This window comes from Geodermatophilus poikilotrophus, from assembly GCF_900111455.1.
In the GTDB taxonomy this organism is placed as follows: domain Bacteria; phylum Actinomycetota; class Actinomycetes; order Mycobacteriales; family Geodermatophilaceae; genus Geodermatophilus; species Geodermatophilus poikilotrophus.
In genome coordinates this window covers 22,228-36,269 of the sequence record NZ_FOIE01000002.1, presented here as the reverse complement: position 1 = coordinate 36,269, position 14,042 = coordinate 22,228, and the positions used below count along the sequence as shown (strand labels likewise).

Sequence of the window (14,042 nt, the reverse complement as noted above, 5' to 3'; positions counted from 1 at the left end):
TCGACAGGCACGGCGGCCTACGCCGGGCGCACCTCGAGCACGTGCACCCCGGCGTCGGTCGGGACGTCGCGGCTGAGCCGCAGCCCGGCTGCCCCGCACAGGGCGGCGTACTCCCCGGCCGTGCGCTCGCGGCCGGACAGCAGCACCAGCACGTGCAGGTCCATCCGCACCGCGGCCGGGTCGTCGGCGGCGCGCTCCGGCAGCACCGCCTCCACCACCAGCAGCACCGAGTCCGGCCGCATCGCCGCCCGGCAGGTGCGCAGCACCCGCCGGGCGGCCTCGTCGTCCCAGTCGTGCAGGACGCGGGACAGCAGGTAGGCGTCCGCGCCGGCCGGCACCTGCTCGAAGAAGTCCCCGCCGACCGCGGGCAGGTCGGAGCCGGCGACGACCTCCGGCCGGTCGAGCAGCAGCACGTCGGCGGACGGCGCCCGCTCCCGGACCGCCCGGAGCAGCACGCCGGGCCCCCCGCCCACGTCGACCACCGACGCGAGCCCGGACACGTCGTAGGCGGCCACCACCGCACCGGCCTCCCGTGCGGAGCGGTCGGCCATCGACGCGCGGAACGCCGCCAGCCGCGCGGGGTCGGCCGCGAGCGCGTCGAAGAAGGGCCGCCCCTCGGCGAGCTCGAACGGCGTCCCGCCGTCCCGGACGGCGGCGAGGAGCCCGGCGGCCGGCCGGTAGTAGAGCCCGCCGCGGGCGGCGACCGTGCCCCGGAGCGAGCCCGGCACCCCGGACCGCAGCAGCTCGCCGACCGGGCTCAGCCCGAAGCGGCCGTCGGGCAGCTCGTCGAGCACCTCCTCGGCGGCCAACCCGCGCAGCACCCGGAGCAGGGCGTCCGGCACGGCGCCGAGCTCCCGCGCCAGGTCGGGGGCGCTGCGCGGACCGGCGGCCAGGGCGTCGGGCACCCCCAGCGCGACGGCGACGTGCAGCAGTTGGGTGACCAGGTAGCCGTCGGCGAGCCGGGCCAGCCGGTCGGCTGCGGAGCCGAACACGACGGCATGGTGGCACCGACCTCATCGGGTGGACAACGCGCTCAGCGGCGGGGGCGGGCGCGCACGTGCATCCGCTCGCCCTGCGGGCCGAACAGCGCGAGCACCTCGGCCGGCTCGCCGTACGGGTTGCCGATCCAGTGCGGGGTGCGGGTGTCGAACTCCGCGACCTCCCCGGGGCCGAGGACGACGTCGTGCTCGCCGAGCAGCAGCTGCAGCCGCCCGGAGAGCACGTACACCCAGTCGTAGCCCTCGTGGGTCTTCAGCTCCGGCTCCCCCGCGGGGGTGCGCGGCGCGTAGACCATCTTGAACGCCTGGATGCCGCCCGGACGCCGGGTGAGCGGGACGACGGTCATGCCCCTCGCGGCGGAGCGCGGCCGCAGGTGCACCCGCGGGTCGCCGGTCTCGGGCGCGCCGACCAGCTCGTCGAGCGGCACCTGGTGGCTGCGGGCCAGCGGCAGCAGCAGCTCCAGGGTCGGCCGCCGCTGCCCGGACTCCAGCCGGGACAGCGTGCTCACCGAGATGCCGGTCTCCTCCGACAGCTGGGCCAGCGTGCGCCCGCGCCCGACCCGCAGTTCCCGCAGCCGCGGCCCGACGGCGGTGAGCACGGCGTCGGTCGTCTCGTCGTCGGCCATGGGGACCCATTTGCCGGTCCGGCAACGACCTTTGTCAAGTCGGCGCTCCTCGGGGGAGGGTGCCGCGCATGGACGACGCAGCACACCGCCAGCACGCCGAGCTCGGGTTCGACGAGGCCTCGTGGGAGGAGCGCTACCGCATCGCGCCCGCACTGTGGAGCGGCCGGGCCAACCCGCAGCTGGTGGCCGAGGCCGCGGGCCTGTCGCCCGGCCGGGCGCTGGACGCCGGCAGCGGGGAGGGCGGCGACGCGCTGTGGCTGGCCGGCCGCGGCTGGCGGGTCACCGCCGTCGACTTCTCCACCGTCGCGCTGGACCGCGCCGCCGCGGAGGCCGGGCGGCTGGGGATCGCGGTCGACTGGGTGCACGCCGACCTGACCCGCTGGGCGCCGCCGGAGGACGCCTTCGACCTGGTCTCGGCGCAGTACCTGCACCTGCCGGGGGACGACCGCGACCCGGTCGTCGCCCGGCTGGCCGCCGCCGTCGCGCCGGGCGGCAGCCTGCTCGTCGTCGGGCACCGGCCCAGCGAGGTGCACGCGGGCAGGCCGGAGATGTTCTTCACGGCGCAGCAGGTCGCCGCGACGCTCGACCCGGACGCCTGGCACGTCGTCGTCTGCGAGGACCGCCCGCGGACGGCGAGCGGCCCGGCCGGGCGCGAGCTGCCGGTCGCCGACACCGTGCTGCGGGCCCGCCGCCGCGCCTGACCGTCAGGGCGCCGGGACGGTCACCGTGGCCTCGTGCGGCCCGCCGCACCCCGCGCTGCCCCCGACCCGCTCCCACTCGAGGTCGGCGCTCAGTCCGGCGAGGACGCCGCCGTCCGGCCCGAGCACGGCGACGTCCACCTCGTCCGGCGTCGCCATCACGAAGGACAGCGACGCGGTGGCACCGGTCAGCGGCGCGACGCCCTCGTGCACAGGTCCGGGTGGGGCGTCCTCGCGGATGTCCAGGCCGCACGGCTCCGGACACCCGACACGCACCGTGCGGCCCTCACCGGGCGGCCAGTCGCCGGCGAGCGCGACGGTCACCCCGTTGCTCCACGCGACCGCCGGGCAGGCCTGCTCCACGCCGCCGTCGCACGCGGCCAGCACCAGGACCGCGCCGGCCCACGCGAGGGCCCGTCCGCCGCTCACCGACGCGCGCGGATCGGCTCGACCGACGCGAGCACCGTGCCGTCGGCGGTCAGGACCTCGACCGTCGCCGTCCCCTCGGGCGCGGCGCCCACCGCCAGCCCGCCGGTGAGGGCCAGCTCGGCCACCGGCGTGCCGTTCCCGTCGAGCACCCGGACGGCGGCGGCCGGGGACTCCGCGACGACGGCCAGCGTCCCGCTCGTCGGGTCCCACAGCGCGGCGGGCAGCCCCGGCTCGGTCACGACCGGCGCGCTCCGCAGGCGCAGCCCGTCCGGCGACGCGCCCGGCGGTCCCGCGAACCAGGCGAGGGCGACGGAGTCGACGCGCAGCCGGCGCTCCAGCTCGTCGTTGTCCACCAGCGGCGGCGGGACGGTCAGCGGGCGGCTGACCAGCGCCCAGCGCCCGCCCGGCACGTCGCCGGCGAAGAGCACCTGCGACCCCGCCGGCGGAGGGGCGGCCGCGCGGGCACCCGGGTCGCTCCAGGACAGCTGCCGCACCGCCGCCACGAACGCCGCGTCGTCGGCCAGCGAGCCGCGGGCCGGCCCGTCACCCGCGGCGGGCCGGCCCTGCGCGTCCGGCACGGCGGCAACCGCGGCCACCGACCCCGCCGGCTCCCCGTCCACCAGCAGCGGGGCGGCGACGGCCACCGCCGCGACGGCCGCGGCGGCCGCACCCACCCGCAGCTGCGTGCGCCGGCGGGCCCGGTGCCGGCGCCCGACCACCGCGGCCAGGTCGGCGCGCGGTGGCGGCGCGGTCGCGTCGGCCAGCGCGGTCAGCCGCGCCCGCAGCTCCTCGTCCCTCACCGCTCGTCCCCGCCGGCCGGCTGGAGCGCGGTGAGCGCGGTGCGCAGGCGGGCCAGCCCCCGGGCGGTCTGGGTGTTCACCGTGCTCGGCGAGCAGCCCATGAGGGCGGCGGTCTGCTGCTCGGAGAGGTCCTCGAAGTAGCGCAGCACCACCGCCGTCCGCATCCGGACCGGCAGCTCGCGCAGCGCGGCGCGCAGCTGCTCGTCGCCGTCCTGGTGCGGTGCCGCGGCCCGGTCGGGCACCGACTCCACCACCTGCTCGGTGGTCGACAGCCGCCGCCGCCAGCTCGCGTGGGTGGTGACCAGGACCCGGCGCACGTACGCCGACGGGGGCCCGGACCGGCTGATCCGGTCCCAGTGCCGGTAGGTCTTGAGCAGTGCGGTCTGCACGAGGTCCTCCGCATGTCCGCGGTCGCCGGAGAGGAGGACCGCCAGACGCAGCAGGGCGGCCTGCTCCGCGGACACGAAGTCCGCGAAGCCCCGGTCCCCGTCGCCCACCCGCGCCTCCCCAGCCGGCTCCTGACCTCTCCACGCGGTGAGGCGTGCCGCAGACCCACAACCCCCGGTCCTCGTGCGGGAGGGTGCTCAGCATGTCCAGGTTCGTGGAGCTGAGTCACGAGATCTCCGCCGGGATGGTGACCTACCCCGGCCTGCCCGGGCCGGAGGTGACCGAGCACCTGACCCGCGAGGCCTCGCGGGAGGTGTACGCGCCGGGCACCGAGTTCGTCATCCACGCGGTGCGCATGGTCGGCAACACCGGCACCTACCTCGACAGCCCGTACCACCGTCACGCCGACGGCGTCGACCTCGCCGGGTTGCCGCTGGAGGAGCTGGCCGACCTGCCGGCGCTGGTCGTCAGCACCGCCGGCTCCGGCCGCCGGGCGGTGACCGTGGACGACCTGGGCGGGCTGGACGTCGCCGGCTGCGCGGTGCTGCTGCACACCGGTGGGGACGCCGCCTTCGGGACGCCGGAGTACGCCGTGGACGCGCCCTACCTCGCCGGGGACGCCGCGCGGTGGCTGGCCGACCGCGGTGCGGCGCTGGTCGGGATCGACGCGGTGAACATCGACGAGATCACCGAGCACGGGGAGCGGCCGGCGCACACCGTGCTGCTGGGTGCCGGGATCCCGATCGTCGAGCACCTCACGGGCCTGGACCAGGTGCCCGGCACCGGCGCCAGGTTCACCGCGGCCCCGCCCCGCTTCGCCGGGGTCGGCACCTTCCCGGTGCGCGCCTACGCCCAGCTGCCGCACTGACCCCGGCTCAGGCGGGCGGCGCGAGCTCGGCCAGTGCCGCGGCGACGTCGTCGTCCCGGACGAAGCCCAGCGCCAGCAGCCGGTGCACCAGCACGCCGCGGCGGGTCAGCCGCAGGTCCGCCGGGCGCAGCCGGGGGAGTGCGGCGCCGCCCGGCCGGGGCAGCACCGGCGGCGGGTCGAGCAGCCCGGCCCGCTGCAGGTCGGCGAGGTCCTCGCGGGCGCCCCACGCCGCCCAGCCGCGCGGGTCCTCGGCCAGCGGGGTCATCGGCAGCGGCGACCGGTCGCGGCGGCCGACGCCGGCCAGCAGCACCAGCTGCCGCCACGTCAGCCCGGCGGCCAGGGTCAGCGCCCGGTCGACGAGCGCGGCGTCCAGGTCGGGGGAGGAGGCGACCTCGGCCAGCAGGTAGCCCAGGTGCCGGATCCGCCGCTCGTCGTGCGAGCCGCGGGCGGCGGCGACCACGGCCTCGGTGACCGTGTCGGCCGCCGACCGGCCGCCGGTCCGCGGGCTGAAGAAGCCGTCGGCGCGGACCGGGCGCCCGCTGCGGGCGACGGCCACGCCGTGCTCGACGGCGAAGGCGAGGACGGCGCCGGCGCGGGCCCGCTCGCGGGGGACGGCGACCTCCACCGCCTCGTCGGCCGCCGCCCGCAGGGACCGGGCCAGCCGGTCCTCCAGCCGCACCGCCGCGCGGCCGGCCGGGTCCGGGTAGACCAGCACCGCGGCGTTGCGGCTCATCGAGCCCGCGACGGCGGCACCGGCCTCGAACAGGGCACGGCCGGCGGCAGCAGGGTCCTCGGTCACGGTCACGTCGCCGATCCTCTCCGCTGGGCGGGCCGGCGCGCACGCCGGTGGACGGCGGCCTCACCACAGCGGGGCACCGTCGGTGAGCACAACGGAACACGAGTTCTGCCCGGCAGCAACGGCGGGGGAACGACCGGACGCCACCGTTCTGGCCCATGGCCGCCCCCACCCCCACCACCCGACAGCCGACCGCGCCGGTCGCCGCCGCGCCGCGCCGCGGTCGCTGGATCGACGACTGGCGCCCGGAGGACCCCGCGTTCTGGGAGTCCACGGGCAGGCCGGTCGCCCGCCGCAACCTGTTCTTCTCGGTCTTCTCCGAGCACATCGGCTTCTCGATCTGGAGCCTGTGGTCGGTGCTCGTGCTGTTCCTGCCGGAGTCCGCGTACGGCATCGACCCGGCCGGGAAGTTCCTGCTGACCACGCTGCCGACGGCGCTGGGCGCCTTCGTCCGGCTGCCCTACACCTTCGCCGTCGCCAGGTTCGGCGGCCGCAACTGGACGATCGTCAGCGCCGCGCTGCTGCTGGTGCCCACGATCGCCACGGCCGTGGTCCTGGAGCCCGGCGTCGACTACACGACGCTGCTCGTCGTCAGCTGCCTGGCCGGCGTGGGTGGCGGCAACTTCGCCAGCTCCATGGCCAACATCAACGCCTTCTACCCGAACCGGCTCAAGGGCTGGGCGCTCGGCCTCAACGCCGGCGGCGGCAACCTCGGCGTCCCCGTCGTCCAGCTGGTGGGCCTGCTCGTGCTGGCCACCGCCGGCGCCGAGCACCCGCGGCTGGTCCTGCTCGTCTACGTCCCGCTGATCGTCGTCGCCGCCGTCGGTGCGGCCCTGCTCATGGACAACCTGACGACGGCGCGCAACCAGCCGCGGGCCATGCGCGAGGCGACCCGCGAGCCGCACACCTGGATCATGTCCTTCCTCTACATCGGCACCTTCGGCTCGTTCATCGGCTTCGGGTTCGCCTTCGGCCAGGTGCTGCAGAACCAGTTCACCGGCGACTTCGCCACGCCGCTGGCCGCGGCGTCGCTGACCTGGCTCGGCCCGCTGCTGGGCTCGCTGATCCGCCCGCTCGGCGGCTCGCTGGCCGACCGCTTCGGCGGCGCCCGCATCACGTTCTGGAACTTCGCCGCGATGGCCGTCGGGGCCGCGATCGTGTGGACCGCCAGCCAGGTGGGCTCGCTGCCGCTGTTCGTCGTCGGCTTCGTGTCGCTGTTCGTGCTCAGCGGCCTCGGCAACGGCTCGACCTACAAGATGATCCCGGCGATCTTCCGCACCCAGGCGCAGCAGCGGGTGGCCGCCGGGGCGGACACCGCCGTCGCCGACCGGCACGCGCTGCGCATGTCCGGTGCGCTCATCGGCATCGCCGGCGCGGTCGGCGCCTTCGGCGGCGTGCTGGTCAACCTGGCCTTCCGCCAGTCGTTCCTGACCACCGGCACCGGCGACTCGGCCTACCTGGTGTTCATCGCCTTCTACCTGGTCTGCCTCGCTGTCACCTGGGCGGTCTACCTGCGGCCCCAGGCCCGGATGTCCGGGGTGTGAGTCGCCCACGAGATCTGCACAGCGGCGGTCATCGCGGCCCTGGTGGCCGCCACTGTGCAGATCTCGCGCCGGAGGTGCCGACCGATCACGCAGCCAGGCGGTAGCCCCGCTTCACCACGGTCTCCACCACGCCGCGGCCGAGCGCGGCGCGCAGCCGGGTCACGGCCATCTCCACCGCGTGCTCGTCGCCGCCGCCGGGCAGCCCCGCGACGAGGTCGGCCTTGGCGACGACGGTGCCCGGCCGTGCGGCCAGCGAGCGCAGCACCGCCATCGGGCCCGGCGCCAGCTCCACCACCCGCCCGTCGAGCACCACGGCATGGCCGCGCACCTGCAGGTGCCGCTCGCCCACCGGCAGCACCGGGGTGCGCTCGGGCAGCCGCGCGACCACCTCGCGGGCCAGGGCGCCGAGCCGGGCCCGCTCGGGCTGCACCGAGGGGATGCCCGCGGCGGTCAGCGGAGCGGCGGTCACCGGCCCCACTGCCACCGGCAGCACGCCGTCGGTCAGCGCGGCGACCAGCTCGGCGTGCAGACCGAGCTCGTCGGCGACGGTCAGCAGGCTCGCGGCGGCCGGGGCGCTGGTGAAGGTGACCGCGTCGACCGCGCCGGCGACCACCGAGCGCACCAGCCGGCGCAGCGGCTCGACGTCCTCGGGCAGCACCCAGCGGTACACCGGCACGGTCACCACCTCGGCACCGGTCGCGCGCAGTGCCTCGACGAAGTCCGGCAGCGGGTCGCCGTGCAGCTGGACGGCGATGCGCCGTCCCTCCAGCGGGCCCTCGGCCCCGGAGAGCAGGTGCTCGAGCACCTCGGCCGAGGACTCCGACGCCGGCGACCAGGCGTCGACCAGCCCGCCGCCCCGGATGGCGCCGCGCGCCTTGGGGCCGCGGGCGAGCACCCGGGCGCCGCGCAGGTGCTCGACCAGCGGCAGGTCCCACGCGTCGGCCGCCTCCAGCCACCCGCGGAAGCCGACGCCGGTCGTCGCCACCACCAGGTCCACCGGCTGCGCCAGGACCTCCCGCGTGGCGGCGACCAGCTCGGTGTCGTCGGCCAGCGGCACGATGCGGATGGCCGGCGCGTAGACCACGCGGGCGCCGCGGCGGGCCAGCAGCGCGCCCAGCTCCTCGCGGCGCCGGGCGGCGGTCACGGCGACGGTGTACCCGGCCAGGGGCAGCGGTGCCTCGGTCCCCGGCGGGGCCTCGGGCAGCACATCGGTCACGGTTCCCCCTCGTCATCGGACAGGCGCACGACCATGGTGCGTCGTCCTCGTTGCGGGGGTGTGTCCAGCCGGGGTCGGGCGCCTCACGGTCCCTGCGGCTCGGGTGCCCACCGCGCGAGCAGCACGCTGGCGTCGTCCTGCAGCCGCCCCTCCTGGTGGGCCAGGACGGCGTGCATCAGCCGGCGGGCCGTCTCCGCCGGGGACTGGCCGCCGGCGACCTCGCGGGTGAGCAGGTCCACCAGCCGCTGCTCGCCGAACCAGGCGCCGGTCGCGTCGCGCGCCTCGGTGACGCCGTCGGTGTGCACGGCCAGCCAGTCACCGGGCTGCAGCGCCTCCTCGGCCACGGTGAGGGCGCCGGTACCCAGCCCGAAGGGCATGCGCCGGCCACCGGCGAGTGCCTTGACCACCTTCCCGCCGCGCAGCAGGTGCGGCGCCGGGTGCCCGGCGTTGACGTAGCGGAGCCGGCCACTGGAGACGTCGAGCTCGGCGAGCACCCCGGTGACGAACGAGCTGCCCGGGAAGGTGTCCGCCACGACCTCGTCGATCGCCCGTGCCTGGTCGTAGACGCCCCGGCCGTCGCGGCGCGCGGTCCGGTAGGCCGACACCGCGGCCGCGGCGAGGACGGCGGCGAGCAGGCCGTGGCCCATGGCGTCGAACGCCGCCAGGGAGACCGTGGTCTCCGACAGCGAGTAGTCGAAGGCGTCCCCGCCCGCCTCGTAGGCCGGTTCGAGCACGCCCGCCAGCACGAACCTGCCGTTGCTGGCCGTCAGCGGGGGCAGCAGCTGCCACAGCAGCTCGGCCGAGGGGGCGCGGGACCGGGTCCGCCGGGGCCGTTCGAGCGCGTCGCCGTACTGGCTCATGGACGTGACCAAGGAGCCGACGAGTTGCGCGAGCCAGCGGCACTCCTCCCGCAGTCGGGGATCGTGCAGCTCCGCCGGCGTGCCGACCCGGACCTCCAGCACGCCCACCCGGTCGGCGCCGTCCAGGAGCGGCACCCACAGCCGGAGCACCCCCTCGGCCTCCGAGGGGAGCGGCCGCACCGTCTGGAAGGCCCGGCCGGCCAGCGAGCCGTCGATGGGCAGCGAGCCTGCCGCCACAGCGCCCGCCGGCAGCAGCGGCCACAGCCGGCGCTGCTCGTGGTCGGCGACGTGGACGGTCACCACCACGCCCAGAGCGGTGCCGGCCTCGGCGACGAGGGCGGGCAGCCGGTCGGGAGGAGCCGCGTGGGCCACTTCGACCAGCCGGCGCAGCGCGGCGAACGACCCGCCGGTCCGGCCCCGGCGCACCGGGGGACGGTGGGGGACCCGACGCTGGGTGAACAGCTCGTCGAGCCGCTCGTTCAGCGCGTGCGCGAGCACGTTGGCCTCGCCGGGCGGCAGCGACATGAGGCCGTGCAGGTGGCCCTCCACCTCGAGGAGGTCGGCGTGGCCGCCGAGCGCGAAGTACCGCAACCAGAGCTCGTCCAGCGTCAGGTCGGCGACGTCCAGGGCCGACCGCAGCGCACGGCGCTGCTCCTCCTCGGACGGCTCCTCGGGTCGAGCCGCTCCGGGGGTGCGGGTCACCGTCGCCGGCGGACGGCGGAGTCGGACACCGCCCGCGCCACGTCGACCAGCGACCTGCGCTCCTCGTCCGAGCGGGACACCAGGATGCCGAAGGCCACGTCCTCCGGGACCCCGTGCCGGGCCATCAGCACCCCCTTGGCGGTGCTGACCAGGTCCCGGGTCCGGACCGCCTGCCGCAGCCCCGTGCTGAGCTGCCGGGCGCGTTCGCGGGTCTGCACGTTGGCCACGAGGATCGCCGCCTGCGCCGAGGCCATCGTCAGCCGCCGCTCGGTGGAGACGTCGAAGGTCCCGGGCTGCTCCGCGTAGACCTTCAGCGCGCCCAGCGAGGCGTCACCGGCGACCAGCGGCGCGCTCATCGCCGCGCCGAGCCCGAGCGGGCGGACCGCCGCGGTCCACCGCGGCCAGCGGCGGTCGGTGGTCAGGTCGTCGACGCGGACCAGCTGGCGGCCCGCGGTCGCGGCCAGACAGGGCCCCTCGTCGAGCTCGTACTGGAGGGCGTCGGCCTGCTGGACCCGGGCGTCGGTGGACCCCGAGCTCCGGCGGTCGCGCTCGTCGACGATCGACACGCCCGCGCCGACCGCCCCGGGGACGGTGTCGAGGAGCAGCGAGCTCACCAGGCCGAGCGCGGTGGCCACCGTCTCCTCGGACAGCAGCAGACCGGCCACGCGAGCGGCGACCGCGGACAGCTCGTCGGCGAGGGGGAGGTCCCGACCAGGACTGGGGGCGGGCCGGTCGGCCCCCGGGGAGTTGTGGAGCACGTGGGCCTCTCGGCATCCCGCCGCGCGCTCCGCCGGATCTGGACGGGCCCGCAGGGCAACAGCCAGCTTAGCGCCGTGGGAACCGGACCGACCGGTCCGCACCGGAGGGATCGCCGGGTTCCCACGCCGGCCTGGGAGCATGGGGACGTGCCCTCCGCCGGTCCGCCCGCCGTCTCCGCCGTCCCCCGCCGGTGGCGGCTGCTGTGCGCAGTGGCCGCCCTCGTCGTGGTCGCCGTCCTGACCTACGTCGGCGTGACCCTGCAGGAGAACGCGACCGGCGTGGCGCGGTTCACCGTGGCCGACCAGGTCGCCATCGTCGGCCTCGGGCTGGTGCTCGGCGCCGGGCTGCTGGCGCTGGGCCGGCCGCGGGTGGACGCCGACGAGCAGGGCGTCCGGGTGCGCAACGTCCTCGGCGAGCGGACGCTGCCCTGGACGGCGGTGCAGGCGGTCCGCTTCGACCGTCGCTTCCGCTGGGCGACGCTGCTGCTGACCAACGACGACGAGTTCGCCGTGCTGGCCGTCCAGGGCGCCGACGGCGACCGGGCGGTCGCCGCCGTCGAGGGCCTGCGGGCGCTGCTCGCGGCTGCCCGCGCGCAGCAGCCGCCGCCTCCGCCGTCCCCGCCGCTGCTCTACGACGACTGAGGGAGGGCCCCTCTGCCGCCTCCCGGCACCTCGCGGGCTCGGCGTGGGCCCCTGGAGGGTGGCCGTCTCCGGTGCTCACCCGTGCCGGACCGGGAATGACTCCACCCGCCGCGACGCTGTACCATCGGCGTGCCTCCCCGCTACACGAGGCGCGCGAACCACTGAGCGGCCCCGCCCCGGGCCGCTCGACCCAAGAGGAGCCCGCTCCCACCTGGCGCCGTCGAGGCGTCCAGGTCCCGGATCGCGGACCCCGGCCACCGGCCGGGCCCGCGTCGTGCACGAGCCCCCGGGCTCCGTGCACCCCGGCGAGTGGGCCCCACGAGCAGCCGCTCGTGGGGCCTCGCTCATGTCGGCGTCCGGTGACCGAGCGGGCCCTCCCACGCAGCAGCAGAGGAGAGGCCATCACCGAGCCCCGCATCAACGACCGCATCCGCGTCCCCGAGGTCCGCCTGGTCGGTCCCGAGGGCGAGCAGGTCGGCGTCGTGTCGATCGGCGAGGCGCTGCGCCTGGCCCAGGACTCCGAACTCGACCTGGTCGAGGTCGCGCCCATGGCCAAGCCGCCGGTCGCCAAGCTCATGGACTACGGGAAGTTCAAGTACGAGTCCGCCCAGAAGGCCCGCGAGGCCCGGCGGAACCAGGCGCTCACCGTCATCAAGGAGATGCGGCTGCGCCTGAAGATCGACCCGCACGACTACGAGACCAAGAAGGGCCACGTCGAGCGCTTCCTGCGGAGCGGCGACAAGGTCAAGATCACCGTGATGTTCCGCGGCCGCGAGCAGTCCCGGCCGGAGATGGGCTACCGCCTGCTGCAGCGGCTGGCGCAGGACGTCGCCGAGCTCGGCGTCGTGGAGTCCAACCCCAAGCAGGACGGCCGCAACATGGTCATGGTGATCGCCCCGCACCGGAACCAGGCCGCGACCGACGCGGCCCGCCGGTCCGCGAAGGCCGAGAAGGCTGCCGAGGGTCAGGGCCCGCAGGCCTGACCGGCCGCAGCACCACCGCACCACCAGACGCACCGGCGCCGGACCGGAGGACGTCGCGGCAGCCCCCCGGGCTGCCGCGGCGTCGACGTGCCCGGCGCCCCCACACACGAACGAGGACCGAGGACATGCCGAAGCAGAAGACGCACAAGGGCACCGTGAAGCGCGTTCGCGTGACCGGCAGCGGGAAGCTCATGCGCGAGCAGGCCAACAACCAGCACAAGTTCGAGCACAAGTCCTCGCGTCGCAAGCGCCGGCTCGACCAGGACCAGGTCATCTCCCCGGCCGACACCAAGAGCCTCAAGAAGCTGCTCGGGCTCTGAGCGCCCCCTAGACGAGAAGGAGCCCTCCCGTGGCACGCGTGAAGCGGGCGGTCAACGCCCAGAAGAAGCGCCGGACGGTCCTCGAGGCCGCCAGCGGCTACCGGGGCCAGCGGTCCCGGCTCTACAGCAAGGCCAAGGAGCAGCTGCTCCACTCGGCCACCTACCAGTACCGCGACCGCAAGGTGCGCAAGGGTGACTTCCGCAAGCTGTGGATCACCCGCATCAACGCCGCGGCCCGCCAGAACGACATGACCTACAACCGGTTCATGCAGGGCCTCAAGCTCGCCGGCATCGAGCTCGACCGCCGCGTGCTGTCCGAGCTGGCCACCAACGAGCCGGCTGCCTTCGCCGCGCTGGTGGAGACCTCCCGGGCCGCCGTCGCCGCCGCGCCGGCCGGCGGTCAGGCCGCCTGAGTCCGGTCAGCAGCACCTGCGACGCCGCCGGCGTCCGGCCCCCGCGGGCCGGCGCCGGCGGCGTCGTCGCGTGTACGGGCCGCGAGATCTGCACACCCGCGGCCTCCGGACCCCCGATGACGACCACTGTGCAGATCTCGCAGGACGAGGGGGACGACGACCGGTGACCGGGGAGCCGCTGACCGAGCGCTCGGCGCGGGTGGTCGCCGCGCGCAAGCTGACCCGGCGGGCCGGCCGCGACGCCGCGGGGCTGTTCCTCGCCGAGGGCCGGCAGGCGGTCGCCGAGGCGCTCGCCGACCCGGCCGGGGTCCGCGAGGTCTTCGCGACCGAGGCCGCCGCCGCGGCGCACCGCGACCTGCTGACCGGCGCGCCGGTGCCGGTGCGGCCCGTCACCGACAGGGCGGCCGCGGCACTGTCCGAGACGGTCACCCCGCAGGGCCTGGTCGCGGTCTGCGCGCTGCGCGACGTGCCGGCCGACGTCCTGGTGGACGCGCCGCCGTCCCTCTCCGTGGCGCTCGCCGAGCTGGCCGACCCGGGCAACGCCGGCACCGTGCTGCGCACCGCGGACGCCTGCGGCGCCGGGGCCGTGGTCTTCGGCGCGGGCTCGGCCGACCCCTACGGCGGCAAGGCGGTGCGTTCCAGCGCCGGCAGCCTCTTCCACGTCGACGTCGTCCGCGGGGCGCCTCTGCCCGAGCTGCTGCCGCGGCTGCGGGCCGCCGGCGTGACCGTGCTCGCCGCCGACGGCGGGGGAGAGGCGGCCCTCGACGAGCTGGGACCCGAGCTCACCGGCCCGGTGCTGTGGCTGTTCGGCAACGAGGCGCGCGGCGTGCCCGCCGACCTCGCCGCGCTGGCCGACGCCCGGGTGCGCATCCCGATGCGCGGGCGCGCCGAGAGCCTCAACCTGGCCGCCGCCGCGGCGATCTGCCTCTACACCACCCAGCTCGCCCAACGGTGACGCCCTGGGGCGGGCCCCGTCTCGCGGGCCTCCTGCAGGGTCGCGCC

The 14,042-nt window shown here is 76.6% G+C and carries 17 protein-coding genes; 8 read left to right on the top strand and 9 right to left on the bottom strand.

Features of this window, described 5'->3' with window-relative positions:
- Nucleotides 1–17: 17 nt before the first annotated feature.
- Complete coding sequence (locus BMW27_RS04655; RefSeq protein WP_091439978.1) at nt 18–992, bottom strand: methyltransferase; 975 nt, start codon at nt 990–992, stop codon at nt 18–20.
- Nucleotides 993–1,033: 41 nt separating this feature from the next.
- Nucleotides 1,034–1,624 (bottom strand): helix-turn-helix domain-containing protein, encoded by a 591-nt coding sequence (locus BMW27_RS04650; RefSeq protein ID WP_091439975.1) that lies wholly within the window; start codon nt 1,622–1,624, stop codon nt 1,034–1,036.
- A 68-nt stretch (nt 1,625–1,692) separates the two neighbouring features.
- Here BMW27_RS04650 and BMW27_RS04645 point away from each other — a divergent pair, with 68 nt between their 5' ends.
- Nucleotides 1,693–2,325 carry a class I SAM-dependent methyltransferase gene (locus BMW27_RS04645; protein ID WP_091439972.1) on the top strand — a complete coding sequence of 211 codons (633 nt, stop codon included), beginning with the start codon at nt 1,693–1,695 and terminating at the stop codon, nt 2,323–2,325.
- 3 nt (nt 2,326–2,328) lie between these two features.
- Here BMW27_RS04645 and BMW27_RS04640 read toward each other — a convergent pair whose 3' ends face one another.
- From BMW27_RS04640 to BMW27_RS04630, 3 genes are read right to left on the bottom strand one after another with little or no spacing between them, the layout of a single operon-like run.
- Nucleotides 2,329–2,751, bottom strand: a complete 423-nt coding sequence (locus tag BMW27_RS04640; protein ID WP_091439967.1) for a hypothetical protein — start codon at nt 2,749–2,751, stop codon at nt 2,329–2,331.
- Nucleotides 2,748–3,551, bottom strand: a complete 804-nt coding sequence (locus tag BMW27_RS04635; protein ID WP_091439964.1) for a hypothetical protein — start codon at nt 3,549–3,551, stop codon at nt 2,748–2,750. Before BMW27_RS04635 ends, BMW27_RS04640 begins: the two co-directional genes overlap by 4 nt.
- Nucleotides 3,548–4,048, bottom strand: a complete 501-nt coding sequence (locus BMW27_RS04630; RefSeq protein ID WP_091439961.1) for a SigE family RNA polymerase sigma factor — start codon at nt 4,046–4,048, stop codon at nt 3,548–3,550. Before BMW27_RS04630 ends, BMW27_RS04635 begins: the two co-directional genes overlap by 4 nt.
- Before the next feature lie 92 nt (nt 4,049–4,140).
- On the opposite strand from BMW27_RS04630, the gene BMW27_RS04625 reads away from it, so the two are divergent.
- Nucleotides 4,141–4,806: a cyclase family protein gene (locus tag BMW27_RS04625; protein ID WP_091441379.1), complete on the top strand. Its 666-nt coding sequence runs from the start codon at nt 4,141–4,143 to the stop codon at nt 4,804–4,806.
- A gap of 7 nt (nt 4,807–4,813) precedes the next feature.
- On the opposite strand, the gene BMW27_RS04620 is transcribed toward BMW27_RS04625, so the two are convergent.
- Nucleotides 4,814–5,611, bottom strand: coding sequence for a hypothetical protein (locus BMW27_RS04620; protein ID WP_091439958.1), 798 nt, complete (start codon nt 5,609–5,611; stop codon nt 4,814–4,816).
- A gap of 149 nt (nt 5,612–5,760) precedes the next feature.
- Between BMW27_RS04620 and BMW27_RS04615 the strand changes: the two genes are divergently transcribed.
- The gene (locus BMW27_RS04615) at nt 5,761–7,146 is read left to right on the top strand and encodes a nitrate/nitrite transporter (RefSeq protein WP_091439955.1); all 1,386 of its coding nucleotides are present in this window, start codon (nt 5,761–5,763) and stop codon (nt 7,144–7,146) included.
- 85 nt (nt 7,147–7,231) lie between these two features.
- Here BMW27_RS04615 and BMW27_RS04610 read toward each other — a convergent pair whose 3' ends face one another.
- From BMW27_RS04610 to BMW27_RS04600, 3 genes are all read right to left on the bottom strand, one after another.
- Nucleotides 7,232–8,362 carry a uroporphyrinogen-III synthase gene (locus BMW27_RS04610; protein ID WP_091439951.1) on the bottom strand — a complete coding sequence of 377 codons (1,131 nt, stop codon included), beginning with the start codon at nt 8,360–8,362 and terminating at the stop codon, nt 7,232–7,234.
- A gap of 83 nt (nt 8,363–8,445) precedes the next feature.
- The gene (locus tag BMW27_RS04605; RefSeq protein ID WP_091439949.1) at nt 8,446–9,924 is read right to left on the bottom strand and encodes a PP2C family protein-serine/threonine phosphatase; all 1,479 of its coding nucleotides are present in this window, start codon (nt 9,922–9,924) and stop codon (nt 8,446–8,448) included.
- A complete protein-coding gene (locus BMW27_RS04600) occupies nt 9,921–10,682 on the bottom strand; it encodes a GAF and ANTAR domain-containing protein (RefSeq protein ID WP_175486368.1) in 762 nt (253 codons plus the stop codon). The genes BMW27_RS04605 and BMW27_RS04600 overlap by 4 nt, the downstream gene beginning before the upstream one ends.
- 147 nt (nt 10,683–10,829) lie before the next feature.
- Between BMW27_RS04600 and BMW27_RS04595 the strand changes: the two genes are divergently transcribed.
- From BMW27_RS04595 to BMW27_RS04575, 5 genes are all read left to right on the top strand, one after another.
- On the top strand, nt 10,830–11,324 hold the full coding sequence (locus tag BMW27_RS04595; RefSeq protein WP_091439941.1) for a PH domain-containing protein: 495 nt from the start codon (nt 10,830–10,832) through the stop codon (nt 11,322–11,324).
- Nucleotides 11,325–11,683: 359 nt separating this feature from the next.
- Nucleotides 11,684–12,307, top strand: coding sequence for a translation initiation factor IF-3 (infC, locus tag BMW27_RS04590; protein ID WP_091439937.1), 624 nt, complete (start codon nt 11,684–11,686; stop codon nt 12,305–12,307).
- A gap of 125 nt (nt 12,308–12,432) precedes the next feature.
- The gene (gene rpmI / locus BMW27_RS04585; RefSeq protein ID WP_091439934.1) at nt 12,433–12,627 is read left to right on the top strand and encodes a 50S ribosomal protein L35; all 195 of its coding nucleotides are present in this window, start codon (nt 12,433–12,435) and stop codon (nt 12,625–12,627) included.
- A 29-nt stretch (nt 12,628–12,656) separates the two neighbouring features.
- Nucleotides 12,657–13,040 (top strand): 50S ribosomal protein L20, encoded by a 384-nt coding sequence (gene rplT, locus BMW27_RS04580; RefSeq protein ID WP_091439930.1) that lies wholly within the window; start codon nt 12,657–12,659, stop codon nt 13,038–13,040.
- Nucleotides 13,041–13,203: 163 nt separating this feature from the next.
- Complete coding sequence (locus BMW27_RS04575; protein WP_091439927.1) at nt 13,204–13,995, top strand: TrmH family RNA methyltransferase; 792 nt, start codon at nt 13,204–13,206, stop codon at nt 13,993–13,995.
- Nucleotides 13,996–14,042: the final 47 nt, after the last annotated feature.

Excerpts from the sequence above, each read along its gene's own strand:
- BMW27_RS04615 (WP_091439955.1), top strand. The coding sequence starts at position 5,761 with ATGGCCGCCCCCACCCCCACCACCCGACAGCCGACCGCGCCGGTCGCC.
- BMW27_RS04645 (WP_091439972.1), top strand. The coding sequence starts at position 1,693 with ATGGACGACGCAGCACACCGCCAGCACGCCGAGCTCGGGTTCGACGAG.
- BMW27_RS04625 (WP_091441379.1), top strand. The coding sequence starts at position 4,141 with ATGTCCAGGTTCGTGGAGCTGAGTCACGAGATCTCCGCCGGGATGGTG.
- BMW27_RS04650 (WP_091439975.1), bottom strand. The coding sequence starts at position 1,624 with ATGGCCGACGACGAGACGACCGACGCCGTGCTCACCGCCGTCGGGCCG.
- rpmI (WP_091439934.1), top strand. The coding sequence starts at position 12,433 with ATGCCGAAGCAGAAGACGCACAAGGGCACCGTGAAGCGCGTTCGCGTG.